The organism is Brakhagea slesvicensis (genome assembly GCF_052161625.1).
In the GTDB taxonomy this organism is placed as follows: Bacteria; Planctomycetota; Planctomycetia; order Pirellulales; family Pirellulaceae; genus JBKCUI01.
Map to the genome: position 1 here is coordinate 1251021 of NZ_CP197412.1, position 24143 is coordinate 1275163.

A 24143-nucleotide genomic window follows, 5' to 3' on the forward strand; every position below is an offset into this window, starting at 1 on the left:
CGAATTAGATCGATCCCAAGTTTGAGCCTTAACATGACCACGCTGGTAGCACGATGACCGCAGAACAACCTGATGCACCAGCGAAGCCCGAGCGTTATCGATCGCTCGATGTTTTTCGAGGTGCAACGGTTGCAGGAATGATTCTCGCGAACAACCCAGGTTCGTGGTCTTCCATGTATCCGCCATTGCAACACGCCAAGTGGCACGGTTGCACTCCCACCGATTGGGTGTTCCCATTTTTCCTTTTTGCGGTCGGGATCGCGCTGGCATGGGTTTGGAGACGCCAGCAGGCTTTGAACGACTCCGAAGTCTATGTTCAGATTCTCCGCCGCACGGCACTCCTCTTTGCGATCGGTCTTTTCCTTAACGCATTCCCTTTTGTTGCCTGGAATGGCGAGCAGCAATTGGAATGGAAGTCTCCCGCCAATCTTCGCATTCTCGGAGTTCTTCAACGGATTGCTCTGGCATACGGCATCGCAGCGCTCTCAGTTCGGGTCTTGGCTCGCGATGGTGCGACGTACCGGATCTGTTCCCTCGCGGCTACGTTGCTGCTGGGATACTGGATCCTGTGCCGTTCCCTGGGTGCCGCACCGGACCCATTCAGCCTCGAGGGATTTATCGGCACGCATGTGGATCGGGCACTGCTCGGACCCTCTCACCTCTACCGCGGGGAAGGGGTCCCCTTCGATCCCGAAGGTCTGTTGAGTACGATCCCTGCGGTTTCCCAAGTCCTCTTGGGGTGGTGGACCGGCGTGACCCTACTGCGTTCTTCCAAGGATGAGTCCCTTCTTGGGAAATTGCTGCTGGTCGGCGTCCATTGGTTACTCGTCTCCTCCATCTGGCAAATCGACTTTCCACTGAACAAGAAGATTTGGTCGTCGACTTTCGTCCTTCACACCAGCGGACTCGCCCTTTTTGCACTTAGCCTTCTGATTTACTGGGGAGAGATTTCTAAGTCGACAGGGAGCTTGGTAGGGGCAAAACTGGGGACCGTTGTCTCACGCATTCTGTCGTATCCGTTTTACTTTTTTGAAGCCTTTGGCAAAAACCCCTTATTCCTGTTCGTTCTGAGCGGCCTGATTCCCAGGGGACTCGGACTGGTCCGCTGGCAGGCCGAGACGGGAGCGGGAGAGCCAAAGTGGGTAACTCCCTTGCCCTGGCTGTACCAAAATTGGTTTGTTGGAGAGGGGATCGACCCTAGACTGAGTTCCTTGCTTTATAGCCTCGCATGGCTGGCGATGTATGGGGTAATTGCCATAGGAATGGAGCGTCGCAATGTGGTTATCAAAGTATAACAACGAAACATCTTGAATCACCGAAGCGACCAATTACGCTAGAAGGGAACTATTACCAAGGAGCGTGCGCGATGGTTAAAAAATTGGTCTTGGTCTTTGTTTCCCTGTTGTCGATCGGTGGGAGCTCAAGCTTTTGCTTCGGTCAGAGCCCGTTTGAATTCCAATTCGGCTATTCGTTGGGGATCCAAAACAGCTTCCGCAATCGGTTGCCAGCTCCCCCTTATTTCTCGGTATTCCCTCCCGTCTATTACGGCCAAAGGTACGCCAGACCTTACGGGGAAAGCCCCTTCGCTTCATGGCCTCTTTTGAGATCCGACCCTTCCTACCATGCCGTCCCCATGGAAGGGCATCTGGTCAATCCTCGCGTCGTTTGGAATCACCATGTCCCCCATCCGCAGCCACCTAAAGTCGAAGTCTCAGCGGACAAAAAAGCGGCCGATGTCGTAACGGCTCCCGTTGCTATCGAACCGAAGGTGGTCGTGAACCCCTTCGTGGTCGAACATTACGCTGCCAAGTAATCGCTAAAGACCTCCGTAGGCGTACCCATCCGAACTGTCCGCTGCAACGCTATGCCTTCCAAGCACCGAATGCGGCAAAGCAACAGTTCTTGTGCAACAGTTCGATATGGGTGAAGCCAACGCGTCGGAGTAGCTCCAATTGATAAGTGACCGAGCGCGGTGAATCTTCCTTCGCGATGTAATCAAATACTTTATTTCGATACTCGCTGCCACCAAGACCGACGAGGTAGTCTCCGTAGCGAGACCACATCCATTCGTGGATGGGTACGGTCTCATGGACGACCAGATCTGTAATCCAAACGGATCCGCCGGGCTTCAGAATCGACAGAATCTTTTCGAATGCCGATTCCCAATCGTCATCGTCTCGCAAATGGTGCAATACCGCAGCGGCCAGGACCACGTCGTAGCTTTCGCGTGGCAGTTCAGCATTGCGAAAATCAACCTGCCAAAGCTCGACGGTTTCAACGCCGGCATTCACCACTCGTTCTTTGGCGCGCTCAAGCATGGGTTGACTGAGATCCAGTAGGTCACAAGCAAATGGTCTGCCATAAACCTCTCTCAGCTTTAGGGTATTGTTTCCTGCCCCGCAACCGATGTCGAGCACACGGCCGATTTGCGGAGTCAGACGCGCTGCGGCTTCTGTGATCAGCTGCATGGCAAGGGGTGCATCCATCGTCGCAGTCTGGCCTGAATCCAGATTGCTAAAACGCTCCACATCCACATCGAAACGTGTCTCGATGTCTTGCGTTGTCGACTTTCCTGAAAAGTCATCGACCTTGTACTTCATCACCGCAGCCCGCCCCCTTCGCAAATACCGTTCATCGGAGCACGTGTTTTACTGAAATGCCCAGCACCGCTACCGCTATCTCCTTAACGGCTCGGCGACCTCCCGTCTCAATACTGTACCGAGCTACAAGTCGACGCTTTAAGCTGAAGAATTGCTTCTTCGCTTACTGTCGGAATGTCATACACTTGAATTTCCTTCAATCCAGACTTCTTTTGCAACATTCGCAATCCTTCGTCGGTGATCGAGCTCCGACTGATATTCAATCCTTCGATACCGGGCAACATCAGAATCCTGGCAAGCTTAGCGTCGTCGACTTCCGGAGATGGCAGGTAAACATAATTGTACCTTTCTGGAAGCACGATGTAAAACCAGTCTGGCAGGAAGGAACTCCTAGATGGTTCGATGACTCGATGGTCGTGAAAGTTGACATGACTCACATGTCCACCGAGCTCACTTACCAATGCCAGCACCTCAGCCTGTCGTCTTTTTATACTTGCACAATAAGCGAGAACACAGCCGAGCAGGCAAAGCGCGAACAGATAGGATCTTAAAGAAAATTGAATACGTCGATTCTTTAAACGATTCACTCGAACAACAACCTGTTTTTTGTGTGGCATACATCGGCAATCGCCTGGAAGGTCAGCTCGCTACTCGGGCCCGGCCTCTCCGCCGTCTCGATTGCATTGCCAAGATCGCATTTCCAATTTCCTCTCCGTTTGTTGACGAATGAGAGTCTAGAAACAGACCGAGTAAAAAAAGAAGCGTCCAGACGCGAACGATAAGGAATGTCATGGCGTGACCCTATTCGCTGCCCTCATGCGACCTATTTGACGCATTTGACCCATTAAGGTGTCAGCGTGTTCCTGACGAGTAGCAATGTACACAAGAACTAAATCCCATCCACGACGCGAGTCGTTCAGGATCATCGACTTAGGAAAGGAACTTGCTTAAGATTCGGATGGATACGGTCGAACCTGCAAGCCAGTTCACTCGTCAGAAGTGGCTTTTTTCTTCGTCGCTTTGGCTTTCTTTGCGGTTGTCTTTTTTGCTGCCTTGGTTCCCTTGGAAGTCGTTGCTTTCTTGGTCGCTTTCTTTGTGGTCTTTTTCGACGTCTTCTTTTTCTTCGAACCGCCAGCTGCGGCTCGGGCTGCTAACAGTTCGACAGCTTGTTCGAACGTCACGTCATCCCCGCTCAGATCCTTGGGCAAGGACGCGTTGGTTTCGCCGTCGGTCACATAGAGACCATAGCGACCGTCGCGCAGTTCGATCTTCTTCCCTGTTACCGGAGATTCGTCGAATTGCTTCAAGGGTGCTGCGGCGACACCGCGACCGCGGCCGGGCGCTTTGGGCTGCGCGAGAATTACCAACGCTTCCTCCAGCGTGATTTCTAGCAGATTCGAACCCGCCGGGAGGGATCGGGAATCGGATCCGTGTTTGAGGAACGGACCGAATCGGCCTTGGGTGGCAATCACAGGCTCGCCATCTTCCGGGTGTGGTCCTAGATCGCGAGGAAGCGAAAGGAGTTGGACTGCCGTTGCCAAGTCCAGTGCCTCGACCGTCATGCCCCGGAGCAAAGAAGCATTCTTCTTTTCTTCGTCATCGGCGGCACCCATTTGAACATAGGGACCAAAGCGACCTTGTTTGACATAGATCGGCTTTTGGGTCTCGGGGTGAATGCCGAGCGGCTCCTCGCTTTGCTGTTGTTTGGCGAGGAGCTCTTCCGCCTTCTCCAGCGTGAGTTCATCGGGGGCCATATCATCGGGCAAACTTGCTCGCTGTTCGCCTCGTTCGATATAGGGTCCATACCTACCGACGCGAACTACGATTGGATTGGCGATGGATAAATCGGAAGAGAGTGGGTAGGAGCAAGCCGTGCGGGGATCGATTTCCGCAACCTTTTGCTCCAGCAAAGGTTTTAGGCCGATACCACCGGGTGCGAGGTTTTCTTGGATCTGATCGCTACCAAAGTAAAACTCTTGAAGGTACGCGAGATTCTCTCGTTCGTTTCGGCTGATTTGATCGAGATAGTCCTCCATCTCGGCTGTGAACTGATAGTCCACAAGGGAGCTGAAATGCTCTTCCATCAATCGAATGACGGCGAATGCGGTCCAACTCGGAACCAGTGCGTTTCCTTTTTTGAACACATAGTCGCGCCGAAGAATGGTGTCGATGATCGACGCATACGTGCTCGGTCGTCCGATACCCCGTTCTTCAAGAGCCTGTGTTAAGGAGGCTTCGGTAAACCTCGCGGGAGGCTGGGTGGTGTGCGAAAGAGAGTCGAGGTCCAGAATCTTCAGCAGATCCTCGGGGCGCATATCGGGAAGCAATTTTTCGCGCTCGGCCAATTCGGCTGCTGGGTCGTCGCTTCCTTCCACGTAGGCTCGGAGGAAGCCTTCGAACTCGATGGACGTGCCCGTGGCTTGGAAAATCGCGTCTTCTGCGGCGATGGTCACAACTACTCGTTTCTTGCGAGCGTCAGCCATTTGGGATGCGATGGTTCGCTTCCAAATCAATTCGAAGAGACGGAACTGGTCGAAGCTCAGTTCGCGCCGCAGTGCATCGGGAAGTTGAAACGGGTGCCCGGCGGGACGAATGGCCTCGTGAGCTTCCTGAGCATTTTTCACTTTGGTCGCGTAGGTGCGTTCCGACGAATAAAGGAATCTTTCCCCGTATTGCGAACGGACCAAATCGCGGGCAGCGTTGACCGCTTCTTTCGACAGGGTCGTCGAGTCGGTACGCATGTAGGTGATGTAACCGTTTTCGTACAAGCTCTGGGCGAGCCTCATCGTATCTTTCGCCGTGAACCCCAGTTTGCGGTTGGCCTCCTGCTGCATGGTGCTCGTCGTAAACGGCGCTTTGGGGCGTTCGGTGTACGGTTTCACCTCCACATTGAGGACCCGAAACTCAGCACCTTGCAAGCGACTCTTGAGAGCTTCTGACCCCTTGTCATCGAGAAGGAGCATTTGCGGATCTTTGATCTTCCCAGTGGCTGGGTCGAAATCCTTTCCACTCGGAATTTTGCGATTCGCGACGCTCACCAGCGAAGCAGAAAATTTTTCTTGCGTGCGGGTCTGCAGCTCGGCTTCCAAATCGAAGTAGGTTGCGGAATGGAAGGCCATTCGTTCCCGCTCTCGTTCGACGATGAGTCGGACCGCAACGCTTTGAACGCGACCAGCAGATAGGCCGGGCCGAACTTTTTTCCATAACAGTGGAGAAATGTCGTAACCGTACAATCGATCGAGGATCCGACGCGTTTCTTGGGCTTTTACCAAGCCTTCATCGATATTCCGGGTCGACAGCAAGGCGCTTTGGATCGCTTCCTTGGTGATCTCATGAAACACCATGCGATGCACGGGGACTTTAGGTTTGAGAACCTCTTTCAAGTGCCACGAGATCGCTTCCCCTTCGCGGTCCTCGTCCGTCGCCAGATAGAGGGCTGTGGCATCTTTTAACGCCGACTTCAAGTGCGTGATGTGTTTCTTTTTGTCGGAGGGAACGACATAAAGGGGTTCGAATCCTTGATCGACATTCACCCCGAGGGATGCCCACGACTGCGACTTGAATTCCGCCGGTACTTCTTTAGCACCACCCGGTAGATCCCGAATGTGACCGATGGAAGCTTCGACTTGGAATGCGCTACCTAAATACTTGGAGATCGTCTTCGCCTTGGCCGGAGACTCAACGATGACGAGCGATTTCTTTTCACTCATTTGCTATCCAAGGAATTCAAGTGGCAGGAAGATAAAAATATCGACTCGATCCAGATCAGGCGACCGAGTGGAAACAAACCGGGACGAGGCATGCACACGATCTGTGGAGACTATATATAGCGTGCTTTCGTATCAGCTAAGCGGTTTTGGCCCAAACCAGGAGGGTTTGTCAAGCCCCAGATCGATTGTTTGCAGTGCAATTGCATCAACCGGTGGAAACCCTACAATCCAGCGGACTCCGCGAAAACGTTGGAGCGGATGCAGGTTCGGAGCTACGCAAAGGATATCCTCGGGTATGGCAAGTCCATTCGAAATTTTCAGAAAGAACCAACGGCTATGGATGGCTGGAGCGGTGCTCGTCGCGATCATGTCCTTCGTTGTCGCTCCCATGTTGGAGTATTTCAGCGGTGCTAGAGGTGGAGCAGGTGGGAGCAATCCCGTTGTCGCTTCCTGGAATGGGGGCGTGATTCGTCAAAATCAGGTCGCCATGGACGAAGGGGACTTGATCCTAACCAACCGATTCCTAGGCGAGCTGGCGCGTGCCGTGATGGAAAAAGGTGGTATCCCCGCCGTTCCGGGGTTTCAGCCCGAAGCGGGATCCCTGGGAATCACGCAACTGAATAACTCCCCCGAGGAAGTTATCCTCTTTCGTCGGCTGATGCTGTCGGAAGCCGCTCGCCACGGGATTCAATTCGACGACAAAGCGGCAAAGCTTTTCCTCCAACGATTCGTCGATGGAAAATTGAATGGAAGCGAAATCCAGGCAATCATGGTCAAGTCGACCGAACGAAGGTTGACCATGCCGCAATTCACTCGCTTTATCAAGGATGAGCTAGCATTCCAAGAAATGGAGCGATTGACCTCGTCTGGATTGTTCTTCCAAGACGTCCGGGATTCTCGTTTGGTCGGTTTTCCCGCCCTTTCCACCCCGAGCAAGAATTGGCGCGAATATTTGCGTCTCAACCAAACCGCCAAGATCAAAGCTTATCCGGTCAACGTGCGGGATTTCTTAGACAAAGTCGAAACAACCCCGAGTGACAAGCAGCTCAAAGAGCTCTACGAAGCAGGTCGCAATATTATTCGGACCGCAGGGATGCTCGATTCCCAGCCCGCTTTCATGCTTCCCGCCACGGCAGACATCGAATTCGCATCGATCGACTTGGAGAAGGTGATTGCGGACGAAATGGCAAAAATCTCGGACGATGTCCTGCGAGCCGAATACGAAACCCGCGTCAAAGCAAATCAATTCCGAGTGCCGATCGAAACCGAAAGCAAAGGGGAGCCCCTTGGCTTACCTCCAGCAGCCGGTTCGCTGCCGCCCGTCAACCCGCCGGGAACCGATCCCGTTCCCGCTCCCACCACCGAGGCACCCGCTCCCACGACGGAGCCCGTGAAGCCTGCCGAAACTCCAGTTCAACCTGCCGAACTACCCAAACCACCTGTTTTGGATAACCCCGGAGAAGGTAGCGGCGACTTGCAAAGCCGTTTGGACAGGAAGGCCGGCTCTGTTCGGCTGGTTTCCTACCAAGAAGAAAAGCCGCAATCCGATGGTGCTCCCGCACCCGCACAGTCCGAGCCAGCAACGGAAACCGCGCAGGCAGATCCTGCTCCAGCGGTTCCCGCCCCTGCGGACGCTAAACCCACCGAAGGCGTTTCGCCTCCTGCGGCCACAGAAGGGACCGGTGCCGCTCTCACGCTTGGAGATAAACCGGATCCAGCGCCACAAGATGCAGCCAGTCCAGCTGCCCCACCCGTTACGCCGATGCGCACGCAAACGTTTGATGAGGTGAAGAGTCAGATCGCGAGAGAAATGGCGTCGGCGACAGCGACCAAAATCATCGACGACAAGTTCGAGCAAATCTACAGCGCGATGCGGATTTACCAAGCAGAGCTGGCAACCTACAAGAACCAAGTGGATCAGCCGGGTGGGGACAAATTGGAGGCGCCGATCAAGCCGGATCTCAATGCGTTGGCCAAGGAGTACGGATTGGATTACGGTACGACGGGAGTCGTCAACTCCGAGTCCATCGCACTGATGCCGATCGGTCGGTCAACGGTCAGTTTGGGTGGTCAATCGCAAGCGATCCCAGTACCTCGGTTTGTCGAGGCCGTCTCGGGGCTTGGGGAAACCTACAACCCGCTCTTGTCCGTTGCCCTCGCAGGCCAGTCCACGTTGCGGTTCGTATTTTGGAAGACCGAGTTGGAGCTCCCAACCACACCGAGCCTAGAAGCAGCGAAGGAAACCGTCGCCGCCGTGTGGAAAGTACAAGAAGCTCAGAAGCTGGCAGAGTCCAAGGCAAAAGAAATTGCAGGGCGTGTCGGAGCAGGTCAAATCGAAGATGCTCTCACGAGCGACATTGAGAAAAAGCTCGTCTTAGAGCCGTCTCCGTTCACGGCGATGAATCGAATGTTCTTGATGTTCATGCAGCTCCGAATGAGCGGAGCAGACGAAGTCAGCCAAATCGATCAGTTGCAGCCGGTCGATGTGGGCTTTATGGAGACCGTTTTCGCCGCCAAGCCAGGTGACGCCGTCGTCGCTCCTGACAGACAACGGACGGTCTATTACGTTGTGAAACTCATCGAAACGGCTCCTCCCACGGAAGAATTGCTAGCAAGTTTTCAACGAGCACCGACGGAAGGAGTCTCCGCGTTGGTCTCGCGTGGCAATCAGCAATCGATTCAGTCCATGCAGATGAATATCGAAAGCCGGCTCGGATTCCGAAGATACTAACAAATCGAAGTACCATGTCCTACACGATGGTGATTTTTGGGGCGTCTGGTGACCTCACTAGCCGCAAGCTGATCCCGGCACTTTACCGCCAGTTTCAGCGAGGCAAACTCCCCAAACCAACGAGGATAGTTGGAGTTGCTCGCAGCGCGTTTACCACGGAGCAATGGCGAGCGCAATTGACCGAGTCGACCGCTAAATATGTGAAAGGAGACTTTCACGCGGACGTCTGGAACGCGTTTGCTGAAAACATCCATTACCATCCTGGTGATATTGGTAACGACGAAGATTTTCGCAAGCTCGGAGCGTTTCTTAACGAGATCGAAGGGAGTATTGCCACCGATCGCGTTTATTATTTGTCCACGATGCCGCAGCTCTATGCGACAGCGATCGCGCAGCTCGGCAAAGCGGGATTGAATTCGGAAGAAAATGGACGCCGTCGGGTCGTCATCGAAAAGCCGTTTGGAACCGACTTGTCGACGGCTCGTCAGCTGAACGATTCGATTCACCAAACCTTCCGAGAGGATCAGATCTATCGGATCGACCACTATCTCGGGAAAGAGACGGTTCAAAATATGTTGGTATTGCGTTTCGGCAACACCATCTTTGAGCCCCTTTGGAATCGAAATTACATCGACCACGTTCAGATCACGGTGGCCGAAGAAGTCAAAGTAGGACGCCGAGGAGATTACTACGACAAGGCCGGTATCCTCCGCGATATGTTCCAGAACCACATCCTGCAGTTGATGATGGTCACCGCGATGGAAGCACCGGTGCGATACACGGGCGAGTTTGTCCGCGATGAAAAAGTCAAAGTGTTGCAGGCGGTGCGACCTTATCGAGGCAGCGATTTCGCCGAGAATGGCGTGCGCGGCCAGTACCTCGGCTATTGCGACGAAGAAGGGATCCCGGACGACAGCCAGACCGAGACCTTCGCCGTCTTAAAGCTTTACGTCGACAACTGGCGCTGGCGCGGAGTTCCGTTCTATTTGAGAAGTGGAAAGGCGATGTCTTGCCGAACGACGCAGATCGTCATCCAATTCCGAGAGCCTCCCCACATGCTCTTTGGAGAATCCAAATCGTGTCGCCCCGAGGCCGATCGGTTGGTCATCCAAATCCAACCGGCGGAAGGCATGCAATTGCATTTCCAGTCGAAGGTTCCGGACTCCGACATGAAACTCCGCCTGAGCGAGTTGGATTTCCGATTCGATTCCAGCGGAAAAGAGCTTCCCGATGCGTATCAACGCCTTTTGTTAGATGCGTTGGTCGGGGACCCAGGACTCTTTGCACGAAGCGATGAAGTCGAGCAGGCCTGGAGGATCATCGATCCCATCATCGCTGCTTGGAAGAGCCCCGCCGCTCCAACGCTTCACCCCTACGAGCCAGGCGTCTGGGGACCGACCCCATCGTCCGAATGGATGGCCGAGCAAGGTCGGAATTGGTTCGACGTTTGCCCCATCATCTAGCAAGTTCGCTAGCAAATGGAATTTTAGGAAATTCCGTTGTAGACGGAAAAACCCGCAAGTTTTAACACCTGGCAGGCCGAAACTCATCTTGTCCGACGAATAGATCGTCTCCGACTCGACAAGGGTTTTATCGATGTCCTGCATGCGTATTCAAAAGATTGTTAGCCTAACGCTACTTGCGGTCATGAGTTCTCAGGTGGGATGTCTCTCCCTGTCGAACATGGGGTTGGGGCCCTTTGGTGTGCCCGTGCCTGTGAGCCCCTACTTTCAAGACAACGAGGAAATGCAATTCCACGTTCACGAGCGTTACGCTAGGGTGCCCATCATGGGTCCTTTGACACAAGGTGGCCCGGTCGCTGCCATCGATCCTCCTAGCGATGACGAAGTCATCCACGCGTTGGAGCGAGCTCGACCCATTCGGGGCGGTGTACCGTTCCTCTACGAAAAGCAACGCAACCGCGTTCGCATCGTAAAAGAGAAGATCGCCGACTATATCGACGATCCACGGTTTGTGCCTCTCATTGGATTCGCCCAGTTGCACCACGCTCACTACAAGTGCACAGTGTACTTTGAAGAGCGAACCATCAATGGCTGGCCCGTTCCTTACACACTCGAAGATAAAGAGTCTGTGGAAGTCGTCTACATCGACCACAATCACTTCCACATGTGCGGTGATCCTGACACCGGAGCATCGAGCCCTTACTAAGGCGAGTAGTAAGGTTCGAGGAGATCGATCGAGACCAAACAGTCAACAGCACGGCAAAACGGCCGTGCTGTTTTCATTTCCATTCCACTCAAAGAGTTGTGGAAATGAACGAAACTCCGAGCGAACGGCCCCACTCGTTCGCCACCGACGTCGCTCGTTTCCCAATAGCATCGACCGTCACGACCCGTTGGTTTGGATCCCATTCATCAAGGCTCCACTGCAGGTGAATCCAGTTCGTCGGCATCCTTTCTAAGAAGCGATCCGCCCATTCCACGATGGTAACGGCGGGTGCATCGAAAAACTCTTCGATGCCTAATTCCAGCAACTCGTCTTCGTCGGCGACGCGATAGACGTCCAAATGGTAGATCTTCGGAACCGTCGCATACTCTTTGACCAGCACAAAGGTCGGACTGCTCACCTCGATTTCCTGTCCGCCGAGGGACTTCACAAAGAAGCGAGTCCACTGCGTTTTGCCAGCTCCCAGCGTCCCCGATAGTCCGATCGCGAGAGGAACCTTCACGCAAGCTGCCAGGCTGGCCGCGAATCGTTCGCAGTCGGCAAGGCTCGGGATTTTCAATTCAAAAATGCGCGACATGTCAAATGGGGTGGAGGAAGGGAGGATTCGCTAGCAGCTTGGTCATGGGCACTTAACGGGAAAACTGGTACACTGATTTGCTTGGATTGGAGGCGTCAAATGGACGTTTCCCACGGACATGCCGCGGTTCGCGGCCCCTTTATTACTACGAGCTCATCAATTACCGATTGGATCGCCAATGAGTAGCCTGGACCAGTATAGCTACTGCCCTTGTGGCAACGGAAAGAAGATCAAGTTTTGCAAGTGCAACCAGCACTTGGCAGAAATGGAAAAAATCCATCGCATGATCGTTGGCGAGCAGAATGTAGCTGCGTTGGACCGCATCAATGCGGACTTGAAAACGATGCCTTCGGAGCCTTGGTTGCTGGCGATGAAGTGCGAATTGCTCCTCCAACTGCGTGAGTTGGAATCTCTGGAAGAGACGTCGGCCAAGTTCATTCGCTTGCAGCCCGATAATCCGCTGGCAAAGCTCTACCGTTCTCTTCTCGCAGTGATTCGCGGGAACACAGAAGAAGGGGCAACGCTGCTTCTTCAGGCGATCGGCGATTCGACGGAAGTGTTGCCACCCATGACCGCAACGGTCGCGCTCAACTTGCTCGAAACCATGGCCCAGCGAGGCTTGGCTCTACCGGCTATGTTGCATGCAGAGATGCTGATGGACATGGGGGACGAGATCGCGCGATTCGGTTACCAAGCCCACGGGTCGTTGGCAGGTCAAACCAATACAAATATTTTGTCCCGCGAGTCTCTCCCTTCGGCCGTCGACGCGGATTCGGAACCTTACGGTGAACGGTTGGCGGAAGCGGTCGCATTGATCTCGTCCTACCGTGTGTCGGCAGGAAAGACCAAACTGGAGTCGATGCTTCGCGAGTTCGGACCGCAGCCAGCCATCCTGCAGCAATTGCTTTATTGCCATCTAATGCTTTCCGATGCCGACAGCGCGGGAGCCATCTGCCGCAAATTGTCCTCGCAAGAAGCCTTGCCCGAACCGCAGCGAGTTTATTACCAAGCGCTCGCGTACGAGTTGACACCGCGCGCAGCAGGTGTTGGGATTGCGGAAGAGCTTTGCCAATACGAAATCGAAGCGGGCTCGGAACTCGAGGAGAAGATGCTCAGCAGCGAGCATTTGATCCCCGTTCCTGTCGAGCAACTCAAAGGTTTGTTATCCGCGTTGCTTCAAGAAGAGGTTCCACCCAAGTCCTGTTTCGTTTGCGTTGCCCCAGTACTTCGCGAACAATTCGGTGAGCTTGAGGCCAGCCGAACGGGATCTTGGTTAGCCTTCTATGGCAAGCAAACGGACAAACCAGCTCGACTGGTCACGATGGAACCACCTCCGAGCGCTCGACGCGCGATGCTGGAGCAGGTTAAGCAGGAGCTGGGGCTGACGGGCCTCACCCGGGTGCTTGTTCAGCAACTGCCGACTTCGTATCTGTCGCAGGTTTCCGCATCGGTCATCGTCAAACACCAGGTTCCAGCGGAGCGATCGATTGCTTTCCGCGATGCGACCCGGCAGTTGGTATTGGATGCATTCCTCGATTACCCTCTCGATTGCATCGGCGAACAATCGCCTCGACAAGCATCGTCGGATCCCAAGCAGCGGATTGCCTTGTTGGCCTTGCTCCTGCATTGGCAGGGATCGGGATCCTCCGGATTGAACAACACCCTCTTCAAAGAGTTGCACCAACAGCTTCATTTGACTCAGCCGTCGCTCCAATCTTCGACCGACGTCTTTGACCAAGTCGGCGGGGCAGCTTATTTCTGGACCGACCTCCAGTCGATCGACCCGGACAGCCTCATTCAATTGATGCAATCCGCATTGACTCGAGGTGTGGCTTCGATCAGCGAAGATTTGGTCCAAGCTAGCGAGCGAATGCAATGGCCAGAGAACCTCAAGTCGTCTGCTGAATACACCCTGCTCAATCTGAAGGCACAGCTGGCGACGGATCCGAACGAGGCAGAGAAGTTATTGCTACGCATTTCGGAATTGGCCAAGGAGCTCGGTGTTCCGTTGGGCAATGCCGTCTTGGAGCGAGTCGAGATACTCAATAGTTTGGGACGCGGAGCCGAGGGACGCATATTCCTTGAAAAATCTCTCCGTGAAAATCCAGAGGACCCAGTCCTTCTCCAGTTCCTGCAAATGGCGATGATGCGCGAGCAGCAAATGCGCGAGCGAGCCGGCAGTCTTGGTGGGGGCGAGCCATCGATTTCCCCGAGCTCAAGCAGTGGATCGGGACTATGGACTCCCGATCAACCCGCGGAAAGCGATTCGTCGGGCGGAAGCAAACTTTGGATTCCAGGTCAGTAAAGACCGGTCCCATCCTGGATTCGTTCCAGTCCGTTTTCATCGACGTCTCGGTTCGCCAGCTCTCGCAGAGGAAACTCTGTGAAGCGGACAGCAATAGGTTATTCGATCAAGCCGGTGTTTTGCAGCAACGCAAGCCACCGGCTTTTTTCGTATCGCCCATGACAACTCGGTTCTAACTCCGCGCTCCTCCGCGGTTGATTCACCGCTGAAATCAAACAATAGCAGTATCATTGATTTGCTTTGGGAAGTGTCCAGGACCGGCGGGATCACCAATCCGCCGAAGAAGATTTTACCGCGGAGTTCGCGGAGGGAAGACGGATGGAGATTAATCCTATTCGGGGTTGGTGATCTGCACTGGGTGAGATGGGTGCGAGAGGTTTCTCGCCACGGCGCTAGGGCGCAAAGAAAAGAACCGAATGCAAGAAAAGACAACTGTCTTGGTTCACCGGCAAGTGGAATTTGCCAACTCTCAGCATCACGAAGAATCCTAAATCGTTCTCCCGAGATCTTTATACATTGATTGCGAAATTCCCGTGCACTTTGTCCTCTGAATTATTCTATTTCGAGTAGAGAGTTATCGATCGCGCCCGCCATTCGAATGCCGAAATCGTTATCTGGCGTGAAGGGAAGATCGTAGCGTTATCGCCAGACGAAGCTGCAAGGGAGCTGGAATCGAATCTAGCTAGGGGGCGGTCTGACTCCAAAGCTAAACAGGAATTGAGTCCCAACAATTGAGCGGCCTTCGGGGCGAGTGGGCACAAAGCACGAGAGGCAAGTATCGCAATCGAACTGACCAGCAACTCGAGTCCCTTGCCAACGACGATATTGTTACTCGCTAAACATTTTATGTAGGTCTATGAGTGGTCCGTAGTTTCTGAGATCCGCTTGCTTCATGGCGGCAATGTACTCGCCTCGGATCGGGCTTTCCGTATCGCGTAGGTCTGTGAACGGCCAAATAGTCACCGGTTGGTCGTGTTGCATCAGCCAGATGTTCGCGAGGAGTCTTGCCCAACGACCGTTGCCATCCTCAAATGGATGTACCCAAACCGCGCGATGATGAAACTCGGCAGCGGTCGCAATTACAAGTTCGCCGGTTTCGCTATGCCTCTTCTCTGATTCGATGGCAATGACGCCGAGTTCAGCAGTGACAATGTTCGGACTGACGCCGATGTTCTTTTGAGTGGTTCTAATTTCTCCCGCCCAACTCCAAATCGATCCCAACATCTCTCGATGCAAATCCAGAATCCAACTGAACGTAAATGGCGCGAGTTTATGGCTTGGTTTGCGCAACAAGTACTTCTCGGTGACGCGCAGGATCGACTCGAACTCAGCTTCATTGAGTTGGCGACGGGTTTTGATGGACTTGATTTTCAAACCAGACCCATCAAAGGGCGTGTCATCATCTTTGCCGGATGAACCAAATGGATTCACGAAAAGCTACCGCTAATTTTTAGAGATTTAGGAAGCCCAGAGCTTTCGACTGGACGATGCAATCCGGGCCTTGGTAGCTTCCAGATGCTCTTGGGCAGAATCTGCTGGGACGGCTTGGGATTCTAAGGCTACGTTTCCCTGTGTCAGCGCGATCAAGCGTTTAGCCTTCTGCGTAGCGATGGAGTCTTTGAATCCTTTGGCTGGTATCGCCAACAAATCCATCTTCATTCCGAGTGCGGAAAGAACGGCTTGTAGATTGGAGACGGAGTAATGTTCATCCTTCCCTCCGAGAATACGAATCACAGTTGCCCTTGATACGCCACTGCGGCGAGCAAGATCGGAAACAGACATGTCGAGTTCGTTAATGCGGTTTTGTAGAAGCGTAGATAGCGACATGGGTTAACAATCGAATGGGACTTCAAGTGAGAGAACGAACCACACTTATATTGTTGCATATGTGAAACAAAATGCAAGTGAAGTCTGTAGGAAAGACTCACGAGTTATGGTGCGTAAGCTGCTTCCATGAAATGACTTGCGTCCAATCCCTCTATTTCGTGAGCGGCTTGGATGAGTCGATTCACTCAAACTCTCTAGTTCCCAAGATTACGAAATCCCGAGTAGGTAATGGGACGCGTGTCGAGCGCTTTGCATAGATAGTTTAGGAGGGATGCCACTTCGGTTCCCTCGCAACTCTTTCCCCGGAGGCAGAACCATCGACGCTTTTTCTCTCGACCCCATTCCGATTGACGGGTTTTAGCCGAAGGATCCTGCTTCCGTCCGCTTTGGATCAATCGCGGAGACTCTTTCACATTCCACGCCAGTGGTATCGATACGATTGAACATTCCCCACTGGGAAGACCGGAGAGCTGAGTGACGTAAGCTGATTCGCTTGCGTTCGATCGGCGTTCGAGAATCATCGTTTGAGCGATCCAATCCTTGCCCCTAACGCCTATGCAGTGAGGAGCACGACCGGCTACCATCAGCGTATGTCACGTCTTTTTATCGGGCCGCGAAATCTCTGTCGGGCATCGATCGACATGCTCGCGATCAATGGTTGCGTGCTGCACAATCGATCCCGTTGAACATTGCCGAGGGAAACGGAAAGCAAAGCCACAAGGACAAGAATCGACTTTTCGAGATCGCGCGTGGGTCCGCTTTGGAATGTGCTGCGATTCATGACATACGCCAATCGTTCGAAGCGATTGACGCGGAATCGACACGGATTGGAAAAGCCCATCTCAAGCGGATCGTTTCGATGATGACTCGATTGATCCAACGAACCGAGACGGTTGCCGGGCAGTCAATCGATTACGAGTAAGAGTACCGCGATGCTGAGTACGAGTACGAAAAGAAGCACGAGCCAAGCATTGGACCGAAGTGCTCGGTCGACACGCTCTGATATGCTAACTTTTACTGCTCGCACTCGGTCAATGCGGTCGTTAGCTCAGTAGAGTTGCGACAGGTCTTTCGAGATCTAACGTTGATTTCCAAACAATCGTGTGCTACCGAACATGGGATCGATAACCTATGGCTTCGCGACCAATCAAATCGTGGGATTGTATGGGAGCAGAACACTAATCGTCGCTAATCAACACTAATAAGGAATAGCAACAGGTTCGTGTCGGCTTTCGATTAGTGGTAATGAGTGTTGATTAGTGTTCCTGCTTGCTCAAGACGCTGAACTTTAGATTCAAGCAATATCCATGTTCGCGATCTGACCGTTTGACGTATCTCTGCAGTTTCCGAATAGTTGATGTGCCATCAACAACATGATCTGCTAAGGTCTAGTCTGCGTGGGAGGCGTTCTCTCACTCGTACAATTCGCTCATCATCTTCCTGACGTTCCTCAGATGACGACCAACAATTCCTCAGGGATCGATCCATACTCGAGCTTGTCGGTTCAGAGCAGGCATGAGCTAACCAGCGGATGCACTCAACGTCTCGATCAACCGGCCTTGGGCGGTCCATACTTCCCTCGCTCGACGTGAGTGATCCTTTTGGTTCGTCGTCGCAAACAAACTAACGACCGTGCCTGATTTGTTCCGTGAACTACTGATTTCTGCTTGCAAACGTCCCGGAATGTACGTTGGACGTAACTCGCTGTGGGATCGGATGGAAGATCGCTTGATTGAGAAACGCGGCAACAGGCATTGGACACTTGATGATTCCGAGACATGGACGACGCCGGATTCACAGCCGTAAACGCGATAAAAGACAGTGCGACTGGCCAAGCGATGCACACAAGTCGGCGGACGGCCGCGAATTTGAATCATAGCTCTTTCGGGGTGATTGCTCGATAGTAGCCGTTCTACCACACATAATCCCACTTAGACCTAACAAAGGGCGATTTGCAATGCAATGGTTTCACGCTCAAATAACAAAAACATTGTGTGTCCTCTGCATGGCTGTCAACCATGGACCGTCACTCGCGCAAGACATAACCGCTTCAACTTTCGCAGAATACGCACTGTCGGGCGAGCTGACCTTGGACGAAACGTACACGGTCGAGCTGCTCATCGAGCGTGTACGCGACAATTTCGACGAGAACTACTGGGACGGCTGGAGTGAGCGGGCCGATGCTCGCCGAACCCCCAACTACAAGCCAATGTTTTCTCCCGATCACGTCGGGCCAGCCACCCAGGAGTTGCAATCACTTTCCTGGCTCAACTTTCAACGTGGGCCTGACGATGAGCGACCGGTACGAGACATTACCGCACTTAGGTTTCTTCCACGTCTTACTGGCCTCGTATTGACCAACAATCACGTCTGGAACTTGACGCCGCTTAGTTCCTGTTCCGAATTACGACAACTCCGTCTTAACAAAAACCCCATTCGCGACATTTCACCTCTCGCCAATTGCGTCAATATTGAAGAGTTGCATCTCGGAGGCTGTCCAATTGCAGATTTCTCGGCGCTCCAGTTTCTTCCGAACTTACGGGAAATCTCAATTTCTGTCGATCAGATTGCAGCGTTCAAACAACTCAAACGTCTACCCCATCTAAGAAAACTCGAGTGCGGACTCGATACATTTGAATCATTTGTTGGGTTTCCTGAAATGCCCGAGCTTCGAGTGATACGCAATGCGCATGTAAAAAGCCTGGATGGTCTGCAGCATTTCCCCAAGCTTCAAAATCTTATTAATCTCACAGGGGGATTTGACTCGCTCGAACCACTTCGGAATCTGACGGACCTTACACACGCAAACATCCTTAGCTCTCGGGTAAAATCGCTTCAACCCCTTGCTGAATTGCCCGCCTTTCGAGAACTTTTCATTTCGACCACCGCGAGAAAAATCGATTTATCGCCATTGAAATTACTGCCCTCCCTTCACGAGGTGAACGTAACTTGTAACGGCATGGAACCGGCTGGATTATCCGAGTTAAAAGCTTCCCTTCCACCATGGGATATTGAATTTCTTTCGCCAACCCCCAGACATACTCCGTCGCTTGAATTAGTTGTTGTCGATCAAAACACCTTTGACATTTATGATACGAAGAAACCCTTCAATGTGGATTCCGACGAAAACGAGGGGCTTCTTTCGTCTGAATTGGAGTGGCTGGACGATAAGCTTGAGCGGCTGCTTTCTGCTGATTTCCAATCCGACGACGACTACACGATTCCTTTCAAATGGAATGGTGCACGGTCCCGCACGATTGTCCTCTTCAGCGACAAATCGGTGGCGGCACTTCCAAAGTTAGTGCTAGGTATTCAAGAGGTTTTGTCGAATGCGAAGAAAGATTGGATTGTTTATCTTCATACCGATGATGCAAGTCCAGAGTTCGTAGTCTGGGTTTATCCTGACAAGATCATGGTCACGCACGAATACGTAGATGCGCTGCGAATGCTCCTTGATTCGAAGGATAGCAGATCGAAGCGTTGATCGCTAACTGAATGTATTTTCACGCCCATTGTGAAGACCAAGATTGTCGCTTTGGATTCGAAAGAATCAATCGCATGCATCGGACTCGCAGTACGGCCGCTTTTCGAATTGAGCATCACTTGCCGGCGAACCACGACACTCTAGAACTCAATGGTCTCAGAGCCATACTTGAGCATTGCGACCCGCCAGCCGGCGGGTTCGAGCTTGAGAGTGATTTCGACGCGATCAGGGCCAACTGCGCTAGAGCCGATTCTCAGCCAGCCACGGTGGACTCTTCGATCATTTTCCGGATCGATGTGGTCGATTTGCAACTCGATATCGACTAACGCATCGGGAAGGATTTCTAGCATACGATCGATTTTGGTTTGATCTCGTCCGCTTGCTACGACCCAATCCAAAGGGTTCCTGTTCGCAGGGCGCTGCAAGGCGCTCCAAAATTGGTGAACTACATCACTGGGTGCAACCATGTCACCAGATCGTAATTGTTCGAGCCAGCGAAGCAGGCCAATCGCAATGTCGGATTCAGAAAGTTTACGCATCCCTTTGGACGTTCGTTCACCCAAGAATTCATTGTCAAAGGTATAGACAGAGCTCCAAGCGATACTTCCTAACGAATTGGACTTTGCTGCTCTCGCAGCGATCGGACGCATCAACGTTACAAGTAGTTCGATCTCCTCGAACGGCCTCTGGTCTGGCGGCATCGCGGAACACAACGCTAGCAGTTCCAGTCCTCGTTCGATGCTAGCAGACGGATCCCTTCCTCCAAAAACACCCATGCCACCCATGCCACCGTTCGTCGAGTTATTCCGTCCAAAGCCGATTCCAGCGACGTCTGGTTGAAGGATGCTTGGCCCCATTCCCAATGCCCCAAGCACCTCTCCTGTCTCAGCCCATCGACGCAGTTCGGTGGCGAGGCGAGTGCGGATAAGAAGGTGACATGCTTCAAGTTGATCATCAGCAATCGAGGAATACGGTCCCGCATTGCTTGCCAAGAAGAGAAAGCGATCCAAGTCCAACTTCGGGGCGTTGAGTAGAGTTCTGAGACTTTCGATAAAACCTTTAGAGCCCACCGCGAGGTTTGGAGGTGTAGCAACAAAAAATCTTTCGCTTATCAAACGCATCCAAGGATGTTTCTTGAGAACTTCCTGGTCTTTGAATTCGGCCCAAGGTAACGGTGTTCCGCCAAAGAAGGGGAGTACCTGCGAAAAATCTGACTTTGAGATTTGTTCTTCGAGGAATCCCCATACGTTCGGTAGCCGGCTCGCTTGATAGTCCTCTCCGCCTCGCACTTTGCAATCTCTCAACAATCCGACGGAACCGATGATTTCAAAGCACGTTTTCAAGGACTTGCCTTCCATTTCTTTCATCACCAGCTGATCGAACTCTTCATGCGAAAAGACAGGAAGGTACCAGCCATTCGAATTCACACGAAAGAAATTGTTCTGAAGCCCGATGGCTCGAATGGGTTCCGCCAACGTTTGAACGAGTGGTGGATCCGCTTTTTGAATGGCCTCAAAGGCTTCACGCCAAGCGGCCGGATCGCGTTCGCGCTCCAAAACGCGTAGCCAATCTGCAAGCGTCTTCCCCTTGAAGAGGATCTTCTCAATCGATGCCGAGAGCTCCACTCCCGCAAAGGCGTGCCGATCAAGCTTCGAGGTCTCTCCCACAGCGCGAGGTTCACCCATTCCTAATTGCGATGCATTGGGTTCATTCTTGGGAAGGCGAATGATACGAGCTACGATGGTTTCCCCACGTCTTAGTTGGACTTGTTTCGGTTCAACAGAGATTTGATCCGAGCCTTCGTGAATCGTGATGTCGTATTCGCCAGCTTGCAACCGCGTAAGGTGGGTTCCTGGCTCAACAAGCATTTCTTGTGCAGCTCCCCCTCCACGGCGTTGGATCTCGACCTTCGTATTCTCGGATGCAGACTCGATGACAAGGTTTCCTTGATCGCTCTCAAGCATGATGCGCCAGCCAAAGAACCCGAATATAGGTAATGCAGCCAGTGGGAGCCATATCCATGCAGGGGGTAGGCGGCGTGCGGGTGATCGCCGTGTAGAGGCGCTCGGGGCAGATTGCGACAATTGGTCGGAAAGAAGAATTGCTTCGGGCTGGTTAGGTGAATCGAAAGCACGATCCAAATCGCTCTGTAGGCCTCGGGTAGCCAGCCTTTCGAGGTCCGATTCTTTACAGAAAGGTTGAAGAGATTCCGCAACATGTAGCGAGCTTGGCAATCGCGATTCGGGATGCGTAGCAAGCAATCGATTGACGACGTCGCACAATTCCGATGGCAGATCGGGGCGGAGAGTTTGAAGCTGGATGGGTTGGTGCTGGCTGAGTCGCTTAAGTTTCTCGATCGGCGATTGATGCGGTGTCATCGCCAACGGTGTTTGGCCGGTGAGAAGATTGAATAACGTTGCCCCTAGCGAATACAGATCGCTGCGTGCATCGACCCCTTCGCTTCGTTCAGCTTGTTCCGGCGCCATGTAATCGAGGGTTCCGAGGAACTGCCCGACGGTAGTCAACTCACCCACAGGACCATCCCAGCGATGGAAATGAACGAGTCCAAAGTCGAGAAGCTTAACGCGTCCCTTGGAATCGAGCATGACATTGGACGGTTTGATGTCGCGATGAATCATCCCTAACTGATGCGCATGGGCAAGAGCCAAAGACAATTGGCGAGCTATTTCGCAAGCATCCGCAGTGGGGATCGGCGAGATGATCCGTGTCAATTTGCCAAGATCGAGCCCATCCACGAACTCCATGGCCAAGTACTGCATCCCGGACTGCGTCCCAGCGTCGGTGGCCGTGACAATGCCGGGATGCTGCAGTTGCCCGGCAGCACGAATCTCCCGTTCGAAACGTTGCAAGGTTTGGGGATGGGACCACTGGATCGGGATCAGTTTGAGGGCGACGACCTTTTTCAGTTGACTGTGCTCGGCGCGATAAACACTCCCCATGCCTCCGCATCCGATCCGTTCAAGGACCCGATATTGGCCAACGAATACCTGGGAAGTGCCAGCCGACAGATTCTCATGAAGACGCTTCTGAACGGCCCGCCACGCCGCATCGATCGCTTGCTGGGCTTCTTCGGGAGCTGGGTCCATCGAGTCGTGGAGGCTGCTGTCTTGCAGTGACTCACCCATCAGAGAGCCGTGCGTGGACTCCATTTCCGTCAATCGATGATTGCACGCATCGCATGAGGCGATATGCGTATCGATACTGACGCTGACGAAATCGTCTGCCATACCCAAGAGATACTCGAGTAGAACCTCTTGGGAAGGGCATTCGGAACTTATAGCCGAACGGTGGTCGAAGGTGTCTGCCATAGTCTGCATTTTAGGTGACCTTGAGTGGAATCTGCACGGGTATGCTTTTTTTGGCCGGGCTTTTTCGCTAACATGCCTGGGCACACTTGAGAGTCGTCGGGAGTGTGACACGATTTGCGCCCAAAGGATTCTTCTTCATGAACTCGCAGCCCCAATCGACCGATTCCTTACCAACACGAGGGTCGCTATTGGCTGCAGCGATCGGTTCTGAAGCGGAAGCGTGGCATCAGCTGGTAACGTTGTACGAGCCGAGGATGTTGCGTTGGTGCCGTGGGCAAGGGCTAGATCAACTCGCCAGCTCCGATGTGATCCAAGATGTGTGGATATCGGTAGCTCGCGGCTTAGCGAGCTTTCGTTCTCAACCAGGGGCCGGTGCCTTTCGAGCTTGGCTGCACAAAATAGTGAAGCGTCGGATCGCCGACTATCGTCGACGAGAAGTACTCGAACAATCCGCAGTGGGTGGTTCAAGCTTTGCAATGCGGATTGGCGAACTGCCGTTTGACAGTTCTTCACGCAGTAATGTTTTCGATTCGAACTCATCCACATCGCGGCCACTACCTGCGTCTGGACCTGCCGAGCCTAGACATAGGGTAACGAGTCATGACCGTCCATTGGAAAGCGCGCTCCAGCGAGCGATGGAAACCTTGCAACGCGAAGTGGAGCCCAAGACATGGCAAGCATTTTGGCTGTGCGTTGTCGAGCAACGGTCAACCGAAGAAGTGGCCAATTCGTTAGCCATGACGCCAGCCAACGTTCGGCAATGCCGCAGTCGAGTGCTAAGGCGTTTACGGCAATCGATAGATAAGCTGCATTGAATCTCTGGTTCAAGAGTATTGAGCGATGCCTCCGCGGTGGATTCACCGCTGAATTCAAACAATAGCAGTATCATTGATTAGCTTTGGGAAGTGTCCAGGACCGGCGGGATCACCAATCCGTCGAAGAATATGTTACCGCGGAGATCGCGGAGAGACGCGGAGGCAGGACGGATGGAGATCAATGAAATCACGGGACAGATAATCGACGCGGCAGTGAAGGTTCATACGGTGCTCGGACCTCCATGCTCGTAGCTCCAACTGGCAAGATATTCGTAGCTGGAGATGTTGACGAACGATGATTGGAGCGGACTGTTTCTCGCGACGGCGCTGAGGCGCGAAGAAAAGAACCGAATGGAAGAGAAGGAGACCGTTCAGCAAATGCTTTGGAAGGCACGCATCGTTAACAACTACTCGGGACCATCTCCGCGCTCCTCCGCGCCCTCCGTGGATAGTCGACCAAATGGACTTTTCGACGCACTGCAAAGGTCGCGGTTTCACTATCGCCGTTCTAGGGCCGCGTCCTTTTTTGTGGAGTCCGATAGATGGCTGTCCCTTCTCCGGCATCTGCGGAGAAGGGA

The 24143-nt window shown here is 53.1% G+C and carries 15 protein-coding genes and 1 pseudogene; 9 read left to right on the top strand and 7 right to left on the bottom strand.

Annotation, left to right across the window (positions count from 1 at the left end; translation table 11 throughout):
* Window positions 1-53: 53 nt before the first annotated feature.
* The gene (locus tag SH467x_RS04815) at window positions 54-1295 is read left to right on the top strand and encodes an acyltransferase family protein (protein WP_482370157.1); all 1242 of its coding nucleotides are present in this window, start codon (window positions 54-56) and stop codon (window positions 1293-1295) included.
* A 71-nt stretch (window positions 1296-1366) separates the two neighbouring features.
* Window positions 1367-1813: a hypothetical protein gene (locus SH467x_RS04820; RefSeq protein WP_482370158.1), complete on the top strand. Its 447-nt coding sequence runs from the start codon at window positions 1367-1369 to the stop codon at window positions 1811-1813.
* Window positions 1814-1862: 49 nt separating this feature from the next.
* Here SH467x_RS04820 and SH467x_RS04825 read toward each other — a convergent pair whose 3' ends face one another.
* From SH467x_RS04825 to topA, 3 genes are all read right to left on the bottom strand, one after another.
* A complete protein-coding gene (locus SH467x_RS04825) occupies window positions 1863-2600 on the bottom strand; it encodes a class I SAM-dependent methyltransferase (RefSeq protein ID WP_482371339.1) in 738 nt (245 codons plus the stop codon).
* Window positions 2601-2707: 107 nt separating this feature from the next.
* On the bottom strand, window positions 2708-2959 hold the full coding sequence (locus SH467x_RS04830; RefSeq protein WP_482370159.1) for a hypothetical protein: 252 nt from the start codon (window positions 2957-2959) through the stop codon (window positions 2708-2710).
* 627 nt (window positions 2960-3586) lie between these two features.
* Complete coding sequence (gene topA / locus SH467x_RS04835; RefSeq protein ID WP_482370160.1) at window positions 3587-6310, bottom strand: type I DNA topoisomerase; 2724 nt, start codon at window positions 6308-6310, stop codon at window positions 3587-3589.
* Between the two features lie 295 nt (window positions 6311-6605).
* On the opposite strand from topA, the gene SH467x_RS04840 reads away from it, so the two are divergent.
* The 3 genes from SH467x_RS04840 (at window position 6606) to SH467x_RS04850 (ending at window position 11210) form a co-directional block, all read left to right on the top strand.
* On the top strand, window positions 6606-9041 hold the full coding sequence (locus tag SH467x_RS04840; RefSeq protein WP_482370161.1) for a SurA N-terminal domain-containing protein: 2436 nt from the start codon (window positions 6606-6608) through the stop codon (window positions 9039-9041).
* Between the two features lie 14 nt (window positions 9042-9055).
* Window positions 9056-10504 (top strand): glucose-6-phosphate dehydrogenase, encoded by a 1449-nt coding sequence (gene zwf, locus SH467x_RS04845; RefSeq protein ID WP_482370162.1) that lies wholly within the window; start codon window positions 9056-9058, stop codon window positions 10502-10504.
* Between the two features lie 142 nt (window positions 10505-10646).
* Window positions 10647-11210, top strand: coding sequence for a hypothetical protein (locus tag SH467x_RS04850; RefSeq protein WP_240491374.1), 564 nt, complete (start codon window positions 10647-10649; stop codon window positions 11208-11210).
* An 88-nt stretch (window positions 11211-11298) separates the two neighbouring features.
* On the opposite strand, the gene tsaE is transcribed toward SH467x_RS04850, so the two are convergent.
* The gene (tsaE, locus tag SH467x_RS04855) at window positions 11299-11805 is read right to left on the bottom strand and encodes a tRNA (adenosine(37)-N6)-threonylcarbamoyltransferase complex ATPase subunit type 1 TsaE (RefSeq protein WP_482370163.1); all 507 of its coding nucleotides are present in this window, start codon (window positions 11803-11805) and stop codon (window positions 11299-11301) included.
* A gap of 178 nt (window positions 11806-11983) precedes the next feature.
* On the opposite strand from tsaE, the gene SH467x_RS04860 reads away from it, so the two are divergent.
* Window positions 11984-14110: a hypothetical protein gene (locus tag SH467x_RS04860; protein WP_482370164.1), complete on the top strand. Its 2127-nt coding sequence runs from the start codon at window positions 11984-11986 to the stop codon at window positions 14108-14110.
* A gap of 828 nt (window positions 14111-14938) precedes the next feature.
* On the opposite strand, the gene SH467x_RS04865 is transcribed toward SH467x_RS04860, so the two are convergent.
* Window positions 14939-15541: a Fic family protein gene (locus SH467x_RS04865; RefSeq protein ID WP_482370165.1), complete on the bottom strand. Its 603-nt coding sequence runs from the start codon at window positions 15539-15541 to the stop codon at window positions 14939-14941.
* 27 nt (window positions 15542-15568) lie between these two features.
* Complete coding sequence (locus SH467x_RS04870; protein ID WP_482370166.1) at window positions 15569-15937, bottom strand: helix-turn-helix domain-containing protein; 369 nt, start codon at window positions 15935-15937, stop codon at window positions 15569-15571.
* A 604-nt stretch (window positions 15938-16541) separates the two neighbouring features.
* On the opposite strand from SH467x_RS04870, the pseudogene SH467x_RS04875 reads away from it, so the two are divergent.
* Together SH467x_RS04875 and SH467x_RS04880 are read left to right on the top strand one after the other, a co-directional pair.
* A pseudogene (locus SH467x_RS04875) lies at window positions 16542-16859 on the top strand (four helix bundle protein); the annotation flags it as partial.
* 1035 nt (window positions 16860-17894) lie between these two features.
* On the top strand, window positions 17895-19421 hold the full coding sequence (locus SH467x_RS04880) for a leucine-rich repeat domain-containing protein (protein WP_482370167.1): 1527 nt from the start codon (window positions 17895-17897) through the stop codon (window positions 19419-19421).
* Between the two features lie 140 nt (window positions 19422-19561).
* On the opposite strand, the gene SH467x_RS04885 is transcribed toward SH467x_RS04880, so the two are convergent.
* Window positions 19562-22669, bottom strand: coding sequence for a serine/threonine-protein kinase (locus SH467x_RS04885; protein WP_482370168.1), 3108 nt, complete (start codon window positions 22667-22669; stop codon window positions 19562-19564).
* A 218-nt stretch (window positions 22670-22887) separates the two neighbouring features.
* Between SH467x_RS04885 and SH467x_RS04890 the strand changes: the two genes are divergently transcribed.
* Window positions 22888-23565, top strand: coding sequence for an RNA polymerase sigma factor (locus tag SH467x_RS04890; RefSeq protein WP_482370169.1), 678 nt, complete (start codon window positions 22888-22890; stop codon window positions 23563-23565).
* The last annotated feature ends 578 nt before the right edge of the window (window positions 23566-24143 follow it).